The following is a 13,182-nucleotide window of genomic DNA, read 5'->3' on the forward strand; positions in this document are numbered from 1 at the left end:
GGGTTAGAATGGAGTGGTTAGTTTGTAATTGCAAACTCAACCCTAACCTCTTCCCTAAACTACTAACCTTTTTCCTAACCTACTCCCCTCCTTTTTTCACCTCTTCTCTAACCCTTTTCGCCCTATTCATATTTCAGCGCATCAACAGCATTCGCTTTTGCCACTTTAAAAGTTTGGAGGCTTACGGTTAGCACAGCAATAACTACAGAAGCCAATAGTGCCAATATAAATGGCCATGGATTGATGGCAATTCTGTAATCATACTTCTGCAGCCAATGGTTAACTAAAAAGTAAGCTACCGGAATGGCAATAATGTTGGAGATGATTACCAGTTTCATAAAATCCTTATTCAGCAGGACAAGGATATCAGATAAATTAGCCCCTAAAACTTTACGGATACTAATTTCTTTGCTCCGTTGCTCTGCCATATAAAGCGCTAGTCCGAGCAGGCCAAGACAAGAAATGAAGATGGCAAAACCTCCGAAAATATTAGAAAGTACGCTAAGCAATTTTTCACTTTGCAACTTTTCTTTCATCCCATCATTAACATAAGTGATTTGAGGGGGATAGGCCGGATTAAATTGCTCACCGATTTTCTTTATTGCTTGAATGGAAGTGCTAAGCGACTGGTTTGGGTTTAATCGCAATAATAAAACAGAACTCTTTTTAACATTATAGTAAAAAATAGTCGGTTCAACCACCCTACCTAAACTTTCATTAAAATAATCTTGCACTACGCCTACGACTGTCAAAGGTGGATTATCACCCCACTTCAGAATTGTTCCAACCGGGTTTTTCAAGCTCATCCGCTTAACAGCAGTTTGATTTAATAATACCGAGGTAATGGTATCTGCGGGGAATTTAGCCGATAAATCTCTCCCTGCAATAACTCTTGTTCCAATGGTTTTTGTATAATCAAAGCCTGTACTTCTATAATTTATAATAGCGTTATCATTTGCAGCTTTACCGGGCCAACTTAAATCGCCTGTAATTGAGCCTCCACCAGTGAAATTACCCGCAAACTCGGTTGAAGATATTATTGCACCATTTTTAATGAGATTATCTTTAAAAGCCTCCAGTCTGGAATGATTCTTCAATTCTCCTTCAATATCCAGTTGAACCATATTATTTTGATCGAAACCCAAAGGTTTATTTTTTAAATATTGGATTTGACTATAAACAACAATTGCCGAAATGATCATGCAAATGGAAAGGCTAAATTGCAAAATAACCAATAGACGCCTAATACTAAGCGAACCTGAACTTCCTTTAAAACCTTTTAACACTTTTACAGGAATAAAGGAGGATAGATAAAACGCAGGGTAACTTCCTGCTAAAAAACCTGTTAAAAGCGCCAGACTAACTAAAACAATCCAAAAGATAAAGGAACTGTAGTCTATAAAAATATTAATATCAAGCAGGTTATTAAAATATGGAAGAAAAACTTCTAACAATACAAATGCAATCATTACCGCCAAAAAAGAGAGAATAATAGATTCTAAAAGAAACTGGCTGATGAGTGTACTTCTTGCTGATCCCAATGCTTTTCTAACGCCAACTTCTCTTGCTCGTTTTTCAGACCTCGCAGTAGATAGATTCATGTAATTGATACATGCAATAAGTAAAACACAAAGACCGAGAATTGCAAATAATCTTACCTCATCAATTTTACCTCCAACAACTTCACCGTTTTTAAACTCATCCCACAAATGTGATTTACTAAAAGGAAAAAGAAATGGTTCGTAAACATAAGCCTTCATTGGTGGATTTTTATTTACGATAAAATTCTTTAATCTTGAATTAACATCTTTAAGTACAACGTTATCTTTTAACTGAAATATTGTAGCACAATCTATACTTCCCCAACCTGTAGCCGGAATTTCTGGCTCTATTTGTTCGAAAAAAGCCCAGGGATGCAAAACGTCAAATTGTATAGTTTGATTTTTTGAAAGATCTTCTACCACAGCAGCAACTTTAAGTGTTCTCTGATTATCCCATTTAACACTTTGCCCTACAACATTCTCACTTCCAAACAGCTTTTTAGCTGTGGTTGAGGTGATGATTACCGAACCCGGCTCATCAAGCGCTGTTGCCGAATTGCCATAAAGAAATTTATAACTGAGTATTTTTATAAAAGATTTATCTACAAAAATTGAATGAAGTTTAAATTTATTTTCCTTATTGCTATAGAGTTGTTGCCCATTATTGATGGATAATCTTGCGGCATTTTGTATCCCAGGAATTTCTTCCAAAGCCGATTTGGCTAATTTGTAAGGAACAGCACCTGTGGTGATCAATTCTCCGTTAAATTTTAACTTTAATTTGGCAAAATATATTTTATCCGGATTTTTAAATTGCTTATCATAACTCCACTCGTAATTTACATAAAGCAGCAACATCAAACAGCAAGCCATGCCAATCGCAAGTCCGCCAATATTTATTAAAGTGAATCCCTTGTTTTTCCAAAGGTTTCTAATGGCTATTTTTAAGTTGAGTCTGAACATTTTTTAGTATTTAATATATAGTATCAGGTAGTTAGTAGCAAGTAGCAAGACTGTGCAGGGCCATGAAGTAACGGTTTAGAGGATTAGAAGTTTAGCATGGGTTAGCGACAGTTTGCAAGTATTTAGTATTTAGTATCAAGACTTTATATGGTTAAAATTTATAGCGTTAGAAATTTTGAGGGGGTAGAATGGAGTGATTAGTTTGTCAACTCAAAACCCTAACTCACTAGCATCTTCTCTAACCTACTCACGCTTCCCTTTTCCTAACCCAATAAACCTTTTCTAACCTCTCCCCCCTATTCATATTTCAAAGCATCGACCGGATTAGCTTTAACGGCTTTTCTAGCCTGAATGCTTACCGTTATCACAGTTAATAAAATGGTAATTAGGCCACTGATAACAAATGGCAAGGCCGATAAATCAATTCTATAAGTAAAGGTGGTTAACCACATTTTAACCAGTACAAACGCAATTGGCCATGAAATTACATTGGCAATCAGCACCATCACAAAAAATGAGCTGTTAATCAACTTGAAAATTTGTACGTCGCTTGCGCCCAGGATTTTTCGCACTGCGATTTCCTTAATTCTACCATTGGTGATGTATTTTGCAAAGGCAAATAAACCTAAAATGGCGATGAAAATGGTGAGGAGTGCTGCAGCGAAAAAGACCGACTGGAGTTGCTCTTGTTTTTTGAATAGTTTGCCATATAAATCATCCAAAAATTCATACCTAAAATCTTCTCCATCCAGCGTATTAATTTGCGACCATTGCGATTTCAAAGCGGCAAGTACTTCGCTCATTTTCTGATGATCAATATTGAGCATGATATTTGTTTTGGCATTTCCACAAGGATTTTTGATGGCATAGATTGTGGGTTGAACAGCACTTTCAAACCCTTGGGCTTTAAAGTCTCTGGCTACACCAACAATCTTATAATCGATTCCGCAACCTCTTATAATTTTACCCACAGGATTTTTCATCCCATATTTAGCAACAGCACTTTCATTAATCACAGCGGCAGTTGCAGTATCAGCAGGAAAGGTTTTTGAAAAAAAGCGACCATCTTTCAGTTTGATATTCAGGGTTTCGAAATAATCAAAATCAACGTCGACAAAGTCTATACTTTTCTGCTCACCTTCAAAAACGTAACCATTAATTCCGTTTTCAGAACCATCCGGAATATCGGTGGCTACAGTTGCTGCTTTTATCCCTGGAATATTCAGCATTTTTTTCCTTAATGGCTCAAACTTTTCGGGTTTGCCGAAATAAGCAATATTCTTAACGAAAACTACCTGACCGGGTGAAAAACCCAAATCTTCCGTCCGCATATATTTGAGTTGCGAGTTGATGATAAATAAACCAATAATGAATATCACAGCGATACTAAACTGAAAAACCAGCAATCCATTCCGCAGCCATGAACTTTGTTTACTGGTGGCAAAGTTTCCTTTGAGTACCAACGCAGGCTTGAATCCAGATAAAACCAAAGCAGGATAAATCCCGGCAATGACTGTGATCAGGCATAAAATTAAAGGCAATTGCCAAAGCAGGTTATTTTCAAGCTGCCAGATAGAAAGTTTAACCTGAAACAAATTGTTGAAGTACGGCAAAGCGGATTCTGCAAATACCAGCGCCAAAATAGTTGCCGCCAAACATTGAATAAATATTTCGGTTAAAAACTGAACTGTAAGTTGAAAGCGGTAAGCCCCCATAACTTTTTTAATTCCGACTTCTTTAGCCCTTTTAGCAGCCTGGGCAATACTTAGGTTCGTAAAATTAATACAGGCGATCACCAAGATCAAAACCCCAAGAATTGAAAGCGCAATTAGTATTTTATATGGCGTATCATTTCCTGCTTTAGGCCTCAAATGCAGATTTGCCAACGGATCCAAAAAAATTGATATGCCTTTAATTTCTTCGATAGTCTTCTGATCAGTTTCACCTTTTAACAACTCCGCTCGATATAAAAGCGTAATTTTCTCTTCGAGGTTTTTCACATCTGTTCCAGGCTTAAGCTGAACGTAAGTATTGTAATTATTATAACCATAAGCCTCTCCTTTACCAAGTTCATTGCCAATAGAAACCCCGTCGACGCTAAAATTAGAATGTGCATTATTTACAATAGCACCGGCAATAGTTCCGGTTACTCCAGAACTGGCAGATCCATAACTTACCAATTCTGGTTTGTTATCCCGCTTACCTGGAAATAAGGACTGGATATTTTCAACACTTAAGTAAGTTAACCGTTCTTCACCAGAGGGCTTGATCAGACCTCCTATTGGATTAATGTTCAGGATTTTAGCAGCGTGATAATCAGCCTGCAGAATATTTTTCGTAAAAACAGCATTCTTCCCATTTTTAATGGCCAGTTCCCACGAGCGGTTCAATTTCGTAATCCCTGCATTTTCTATTTCAGGAAAACTTTCCTTAATTACTTTTGCCAACGGTGGAGAAGTATAGTTAGTCTTAAAATCTGGCTCTATTCTACCTACTACATAGATATTTGCATAATTAGGATTAATCTGATCATAGCTGGTTTCATAACTATAATACATGGCTACTAAAATAAATGCAGCCAAAGCAATGGCTAAACCGCCAACATTTATAGCAGTTATCCCTTTGTTTCTCCAAAGGTTTCGCAAAGCGATTTTTAAGTTGAGTTTGAACATTTTTTGGTATTAAGTAGTTAGTAGCACGTAGTTAGTATATAGTATCGAGTATTTAGTATCAAGTATCAAGACTGTGAAGGGCTATGAAGTAAAGGGTTAGAGGGTTAGCATGGGTTAGCGACAGTTTGCAAGTATTTAGTAATTAGTATCAAGACTTTATATGGTTAATAATTATAGCCGTAGAAGTTTTGAGGGGGTGGGATGAAGTGATTAGTTTGCAAACTCAAAACCCTAATTCACTAGCATCTTCTCTAACCTTTTCCTAACCCACTAACCTTCTCTAACCTCTCCCCCTACTCATATTTCAAAGCATCAATCGGATTAGCTTTAGCCACTTTAACAGATTGAATGCTGACGGTTAAAATGGCAATCAAAAGCGATATGGTAATGGCAAGCGCAAATGGCCAAAACGATATGTCAATCCGATATTCGAATGCAGAAAGCCACTTACTAATAACCAGGTAAGCTACTGGAAAGGCAACCACATTGGCAATAGCCACGAGTTTGATAAAGTCTTTATTTAACAGCGTAAGGATATTAGCCGTACTTGCACCAAGAACTTTACGGATACTGATTTCTTTCTTGCGTTGCTCTGCCATAAAAAGGGCTAACCCCAATAATCCCAGGCAAGAAATGAAGATAGCAAAACCACCAAACCAGTTGGAAAGCGTGCCCAAAAGTTTTTCATCCTGAAATTTGACCTCGAAAGATTCATTTACAAATTTGCGGTTAACCGGGTAATTTGGTTCTATTTCCTTTACCAACTCCTCAATTTTTATCAATGAAGAACTTATATTTTGATTAGGGTTTAAACGGACTATTACTGCGGCTGCTCCCCATGTTGAACTTGGAAAAAATATCATTGGAGCTACTCTTTGATAGGCACTTTCCACTACAAAGTCTTTAATTACACCTACAATTTTCCTATCGTTATCCCAAAATTTGATTTTTGTTTCGACAGGATTTTTTAACCTCATCATCTTAACAGCTGCTTCATTAAGCATTACACTGTTGCTATCGTTTAAAGAATTTGTTAAAAATTCTCGTCCTGCCACAAGCTCTGTACCAATAGTCTTGATAAAATCACTTCCAATTCCTCTGTTATTAAAAAGAATTGATTCTTTAGGATTTTTTCCTTCCCAATAAACATCTATCGTATTATTTCCGCTTTCAGTAAGGTCCTGGCTAAAAAAAGTAACATCAGAAACCGCACCTGATTTCAATAATTTAGTTTTAAGTAGCTCAAGTTTAGCATGGTCTGCCATTTTACCTTGAACAGCAACCTGCACTAAACCATCCTTATTGTAGCCAATTGGTTTATTTTTTACATAATTAAGCTGCTGATAAATGACAGCCGTACACACAATTAAGCATGCTGCAAACACAAATTGCCCAACTACCAATACCTGTCTTACCGAAACGGATGAATCTGTTTTGATTTTTAAGCCTTTTAAAACCTTAATGGGCTCGAAAGATGATAAGTATAATGCTGGATAACTCCCGGCAATACACCCTGTAAAAAGCATTAAACCTAACAGCACCATCCAAAATGCAATACTTCTATAATCAATTGATAATTGAATATTTAATAAACTATTAAAGTATGGCAAACTGATTTCGACCAAGATGAAGGCTAAAACGGTTGCAATGAACGTGATGAGTAAAGACTCTAAAAAGAACTGACTAATTAACGATTTTCGATTTGAACCTATTGCTTTGCGAATACCCACTTCCTTTGCTCTTCGCTCAGAACGCGCTGTAGATAAATTCATGAAGTTTATGCAAGCAATTAATAAAATACAAAAGGCAAGCAATAAGAATATCTTCAATTGATCTATCTTACCACCAACAGGTTTACCATTTTCAAAATCAGCATATAAATGCCATTTGGTTAACGGATGCAATAAAGCCTCTGCTGTATTTTCTTTTTGGTTGCGTTTGTAAATGCCTTTCATTTCGGCATTAGCTTCATTAAAGTATTTATTGTCTTTTAATTGAACAACAGTTAAACACATGTTGTTGCCCCAATTACCCTGTTTTACCCAGGATTCTCTTTTTTCGAACAATGCCCAAGGCATTATACATTCAAAAACGATGCTGCTATTTGCTGGCACATCTTGTATTATCGCCTCTACTTTTAACACATCTTGGTTTTCTAGCTTTACGGTTTTATTAATGGGATCCTCATTTCCAAATAACTTTTCTGCAAAAGACTTGGTAAGAATAATGCTATTAACCCCTTCCAAGGCTTTTGCTGGATTGCCACGAATAAATTGATAATCAAATACTTTTGTAAAGTATTGGTCTGCAAAAACGGCCCTACTATTTATCCGCTTGTCACCAACTGTAATCAGTTTTGGATTTGGATAAGAGGAATGTGATGCATATTTCACCCCTGTAATTTTTTCCTGCACTTCCTTGGCCATTAAGTTTGGTGTCCAAGCCCAGCTAAAGGTTTTACCATTTGCAACAGAGCTTTGATAAACTACATAGGTTTTATCATGATTAATAAACTGCTTATCGTAACTCCATTCATATGCAACGTATAAAAGCAAAACCATACAACTGGCTAAGCCAATGGCTAAACCTCCGATATTGATCAAAGAGAATCCTTTGTTTCTCCAAAGGTTTCGCAAAGCGATTTTTAAGTTGAGTTTGAACATATTGGTATTGGGTAGTTAGTATATAGTATCGAGTATTTAGTATCAAGTATTAAGTATTAAGACTGTGGAGGGCCATGAAGTAATGGGTTAGAGGGTTAAAGTTTAGCATGGGTTAGCGACAGTTTGCAAGTATTTGGTATTTAGTATCAAGACTTTATATGATTAAAATTTATAGCCTTAGAAGTTTTTAGGGGGTAGAATGGACTGATTAGTTTGTAAACTCAAAACCCTAACTCACTAGCATCTTCTCTAATTTACTAACGCTTCTCTAACCTTTTCCTAACCCACTAAACCTTTTCTAACCTCTCCCCCCTATTCATATTTCAAAGCATCAATCGGATTAGCTTTAGCCACTTTTACAGATTGAATGCTGACGGTCAAAATGGCAATCAAAAGCGATATGGTAATGGCAAGCGCAAATGGCCAAAACGATATGTCAACCCGATATTCGAATGCAGAAAGCCACTTATTAATTACCAGGTACGCTACTGGAAAGGCAACCACATTGGCAATTGCCACGAGTTTGATAAAATCTTTATTTAAAAGTGTAAGGATATTAGCCGTACTTGCACCAAGAACTTTACGGATACTGATTTCTTTCTTGCGTTGCTCTGCCATAAAAAGTGCTAAACCCAATAATCCGAGGCAGGAAATGAAGATAGCAAAACCACCAAACCAATTGGAAAGCGTGCCCAAAAGTTTTTCATTTTGAAACTTGGCTTCAAATGACTGATTTACAAATCCTTTATCTACTGGATAATCTGGATTAATGTCCTTTACAATAGCATCCAACCTTGCGATGGATGAACTAACATTTTGACTTGGAGACAGCTTTATTAACATTACACCAACGCTGTTTAAGTAAGATGGATAAAAAACCATAGGGTCTACCTTTCGATATGGAGATTCGACAACAAAATCTTTCATGACACCAATGATTGTACATTTCCGATCGCCCCAGCTGATAACTGATCCAACAGGATTTTTCAATCCCATAATTTTTATGGCTGCTTCATTAAAAATTATATTGCTTGTATCTTTGAAGCCAGCTGAAAATTCACGGCCCGCAATCATTTTCGTACCAACCGTTTTAACGAAGTCGTTCCCTGTTCCTCGTTCATTGAATAATACTTTATCATTGGGATTTTTGCCCGGCCAACTTAAATCAGAAGTATTATTTCCACCATTTGCAAGACTCATACTAAATGTAGAAATATGAGTTGCCAGACCAGAATTCAACAGTTGCTGTTTAAGCAGTTCTTGTTTTTTACTGTTTTTTAAATTTCCCTGAATATATAGTTCAACAAGGTTGCTATTATTATAACCAATCGGCTTATTTTTAATATAGTTTAATTGCTGATAAATTACGGCTGTGCAAATGATTAAGCAGGCGGCAAAAACGAATTGGAAAACAACGAGTATTCTACGAATAGAAAATGTAGCACCGGTTTGTATTCCAAATCCTTTTAATACTTTCACTGGATCGAATGATGACAAAAAGAATGCAGGATAGCTCCCTGCAATTATTCCTGTAAATAAGACTAACCATAATAATGTGGCCCAATATTTCCAATTGTGATATTCGATCACCAGTTTAATATTAAGAAGATTATTAAAATATGGCAAGCTGATTTCCACTAAAATAAAAGCAATTATCGCAGAGATAAACGCCATCATCAAGCTTTCCAGTAGGAATTGATAAATAATAGATTTTCGGGAAGAACCAATAGCCTTGCGCACCCCAACTTCTCTCGCACGTTTTTCAGAACGTGCAGTCGATAGATTCATAAAGTTTACACAGGCTATTAAAAGAATACAAAAAGCTAACAAAAAGAAAATCCTTAGCTGATCTATTTTTCCACCAATCGTTTTACCGTTTTCGAACTCATTATAAAGATGCCATTCGGCAAAAGGATGGAGAAAAGATGTATTGGTGATATTTGATTGATTTCTTCTATAAATATTCTTAATGGTAGCATTGGCTTGATCTAATAAATTTGAATTCCGAAGCTGAACTAACGTTAAACAAAAATTACTTCCCCAACCATTTTTCAAAGTCCAGGGCTCTCTTTTTTCAAATAACTTCCAAGGCATAATATACTCGAAAACGATAGAACTGTTTGCAGGTAAATCATCTATCACAGCTTCTACTTTTAATACATCCTGGTTATCAAGCTTCAACGATTTATTGATGGGATCCTCTGAACCAAAAAGTTTTTTAGCTAATGATTTAGTCAGAATTACAGAATTTACATTATTTAAAGCCTTATCCGGATTGCCACTTAAAAAATGATAATTTAATATTTTAAGAAAAGACGGGTCTGCAAATAAACTTATACTCTTGATTTTTTTATCTCCATAACTTATTAGTTGTTGATTTGGATAGGTTGAGCGAGCAGCATACTCTACTTCAGACATATTATCGGCAATGTTTGGAGCGAGTAAACCTGGAGTCCATGCCCAACTAAATGTTTTACCATTTGCTTCCATATTTGTATAAGCAACATATGTTTTAGCGTAATTTTTATATTGCCTATCATAACTATACTCGTAATTAATGTACAAAAGCAAAACCATGCAGCTAGCCAGTCCAATAGCCAATCCACCTATATTAATTAACGAAAATCCTTTATTTCTCCAAAGGTTTCGCAAAGCGATTTTTAAGTTGAGTTTGAACATATTAGTATTGGGTAGTTAGTATATCGTATCGAGTAGTTAGTATCGGGTATTTAGTATCAAGTATCAAGACACTAGCAAATCGCTTAAGTCTTAAATTATTATTTTTCGCATTAATTTATTCGCCACAATCTTCGGCTTTAGTCTTTCGTCCTTGCTCTTTCATCCTTGCTCTTTCATCCTTCAAAGCGCCTACCTAAATCTCCCCATCCAGGAAGATTTTTAGGAAGACTTATCATTAACTAAACTAAAATTTTTCGTCTGAGCTTATGGAATTGAAAGGTCATTGTTAGGAAGATGGGGAATGAAAACCCTCAACTATTTACCTTCCAGCTTATATCAGTTCCTCGTTTCTACTTTTATTTATTTTTTCAGAAATCACATGGCCATCTTTGAGGTTGATGATTCGGTTTGAAAAACTTGCATCGTGACTGGAGTGCGTTACCATTACGATAGTGGTTCCGGTTTCATTTAACTCACAAAGCAATTCCATTACCTCGTTACCATGCGAACTATCCAGGTTTCCGGTAGGCTCATCGGCTAAAACCAATTTTGGCTTAGTTACCAAAGCCCTCGCTACGGCAACCCGCTGTTGCTGTCCGCCGGATAATTGCTGAGGAAAGTGTCCGCTTCGGTTTACAATATTCATCCTTTCAATGATTTCATTCACCAATTTTTTGCGTTCATCTCCCGGAATTTTATTATAAATTAATGGTAGTTCGATATTTTCAAAAACCGTTAGTTCATCAATTAAATTGAAGTTTTGAAAAACGAAACCCATGTTTCTTTTTCTGAAATTGGACCGTTCTCTATCATTTAAAGTTAGCAGTTCGGTATCAATAAATTTGTAACTTCCACTTTCAGGCTTATCCAACAGACCCATTACATTCAGCAGCGTTGATTTTCCACAACCTGATGGCCCCATTATAGATACAAACTCTCCTTCTTTTACATGAAGATTGATTCCATTTAGTGCAGTAGTTTCTACTTCTTCAGTTTTGTAAACTTTTTCCAGATTTTCTATTTTGATCATAGCGTTTTAATATCAAGTATTTAGTATCAGGTATTTAGTATCAAGTATCAAGACCTGAGTATTTTTATTAATTCTTTATTGGCAAGTATTTAGTATCAGGTATCAAGACTTGAATATATTTCCTAACTTGTATTCCTATTTTTAAAAACTCCCAACTCCCAACTCCCAACTCCCAACTCCCAACTCATCCATTACATCTCTACTTACTAATCTCTACCTGATCATATTGATTAAACTGATCGTAAGAAGAAGTAATCACTTCATCACCTTTGACCAAACCATCCAATATTTCATAATACAGGTAATTTTTTCTTCCAATTTTTACATTTTTCTTAGTGGCTTTGCCATTATTTACCACAAATACCCAAGATCCGCCGGTGCTCTGGAAAAATTGACCTTGTGCTAAAAGCAATGATTTGCTATTATCAGACAAGGTAAGTTTGGTTTGCAGCGATAAACCGCGACGTAAACCCTCAGGCGACGGTCCTTTAAAGACCATTTCTACCTGAAACTGACCAGCTGTAACTTCTGGAATAACTTTACTTACAGCTAAGTTGTATGTTTTACCATTAAATTCGCAGCTCGCTGTTTGCCCTTCTTTCACCCGGTTGATGTAATATTCATCAACTCCGGCCTGTAATTTATAACCTTGCAAAACATCTATTTTACCAATCATTTCATTGGAAGTATAAGATTTCCCAGTCACCGGATCGTATGAAGACAATTTACCTGAAACTGGTGCCTTAATCGTCATGTTTTCAATATTTTTACGGATCATTTCTAAACTTTCATTCATTTGATTCATCGATTGATCAATCTGGGAAAGCTGCATTTTACGACTTTGATTCTCCTGTTTAATCGCTTGTCTTACAATCTTCAGCTTGCCCTGATAATATTCATAATCCTGAACAGACTTATTAAATTCCTGAAGCGTGATTACTTTTTTAATATATAAAGTACTATCTAATCTATATTGGCGGGTAGCTGTACGTAAATTGTTTTCAACATCAAGCACATCCTGGTTTAAAATTCTTTGATTTTGCTCTAAATCTAACCTTGATTTACGCAACTGATTAATTTGCTCTGTTGCTGCAGTTTGTTGTGAAGTGTATCCCAACATTGCATTTGAATTCGCAATCCTTAATAAGGGAGTTCCTTTTACCACTGATGCACCATTTTCTGTAAAGATTTCTGCAACAGTCCCCCCCTCTGCCGAACTTACAATAACAGACGTTAACGGAACAACACTAGCATTTAATAAAACAACATCCTCAAAATCTCCATACTGCACTTTACTAATGGTTAGTTTTTCAGCATCGGCACTATAAGTTTTCTTAAGCGATAAGGTATAGCCGTAAAGTACAATTGCTATAAAAACTACCGCGCCACCGAGCATCATCAGGGTTTTTGTGGTAAATCTTTTTTTCTCTATTTTTTTATCCATTGTTCGGTACTACTGTTCGGTTTCCCTTAAGCCAAGCTTGTGCCAATCGAAAATAAGATAATTAACCTACTGAAAAACAATTAGTTGCAATTTACGATCACATTTACATGTTCATTATCGAACAGTTAATGTACGGCAACGGACAGTTTTATTAATTTTACCCACCAGCCACCCAAAGGAGCAGTTACAG

The 13,182-nt window shown here is 36.2% G+C and carries 6 protein-coding genes; all 6 read right to left on the reverse strand.

Translation table 11 applies throughout. The annotated features are described in order from the left end of the window. Window positions 1-122 precede the first annotated feature (122 nt). On the reverse strand, window positions 123-2,504 hold the full coding sequence (locus tag SOM16_RS16895) for an ABC transporter permease (RefSeq protein ID WP_320465174.1): 2,382 nt from the start codon (window positions 2,502-2,504) through the stop codon (window positions 123-125). Window positions 2,505-2,800: 296 nt separating this feature from the next. Continuing rightward, a complete protein-coding gene (locus SOM16_RS16900; RefSeq protein ID WP_320465175.1) occupies window positions 2,801-5,176 on the reverse strand; it encodes an ABC transporter permease in 2,376 nt (791 codons plus the stop codon). Window positions 5,177-5,469: 293 nt separating this feature from the next. Then, complete coding sequence (locus tag SOM16_RS16905) at window positions 5,470-7,839, reverse strand: ABC transporter permease (RefSeq protein WP_320465176.1); 2,370 nt, start codon at window positions 7,837-7,839, stop codon at window positions 5,470-5,472. 312 nt (window positions 7,840-8,151) lie between these two features. Beyond that, window positions 8,152-10,518, reverse strand: a complete 2,367-nt coding sequence (locus tag SOM16_RS16910; RefSeq protein WP_320465177.1) for an ABC transporter permease — start codon at window positions 10,516-10,518, stop codon at window positions 8,152-8,154. Between the two features lie 331 nt (window positions 10,519-10,849). Beyond that, the gene (locus SOM16_RS16915; RefSeq protein ID WP_320465178.1) at window positions 10,850-11,548 is read right to left on the reverse strand and encodes an ABC transporter ATP-binding protein; all 699 of its coding nucleotides are present in this window, start codon (window positions 11,546-11,548) and stop codon (window positions 10,850-10,852) included. A gap of 199 nt (window positions 11,549-11,747) precedes the next feature. Continuing rightward, entirely contained in the window at window positions 11,748-12,992 is a 1,245-nt protein-coding gene (locus tag SOM16_RS16920) for an efflux RND transporter periplasmic adaptor subunit (RefSeq protein ID WP_320465179.1), read from the reverse strand. Between the last annotated feature and the right edge of the window lie 190 nt (window positions 12,993-13,182).

Source organism: Pedobacter sp. CFBP9032 (assembly GCF_034045265.1).
Lineage (GTDB): Bacteria > Bacteroidota > Bacteroidia > Sphingobacteriales > Sphingobacteriaceae > Pedobacter.

What these genes read in the sequence shown, in the direction of transcription:
- SOM16_RS16895 (WP_320465174.1), bottom strand. Translation starts at nt 2,504, where the DNA reads ATGTTCAGACTCAACTTAAAAATAGCCATTAGAAACCTTTGGAAAAAC.
- SOM16_RS16900 (WP_320465175.1), bottom strand. Translation starts at nt 5,176, where the DNA reads ATGTTCAAACTCAACTTAAAAATCGCTTTGCGAAACCTTTGGAGAAAC.
- SOM16_RS16905 (WP_320465176.1), bottom strand. Translation starts at nt 7,839, where the DNA reads ATGTTCAAACTCAACTTAAAAATCGCTTTGCGAAACCTTTGGAGAAAC.
- SOM16_RS16910 (WP_320465177.1), bottom strand. Translation starts at nt 10,518, where the DNA reads ATGTTCAAACTCAACTTAAAAATCGCTTTGCGAAACCTTTGGAGAAAT.
- SOM16_RS16915 (WP_320465178.1), bottom strand. Translation starts at nt 11,548, where the DNA reads ATGATCAAAATAGAAAATCTGGAAAAAGTTTACAAAACTGAAGAAGTA.
- SOM16_RS16920 (WP_320465179.1), bottom strand. Translation starts at nt 12,992, where the DNA reads ATGGATAAAAAAATAGAGAAAAAAAGATTTACCACAAAAACCCTGATG.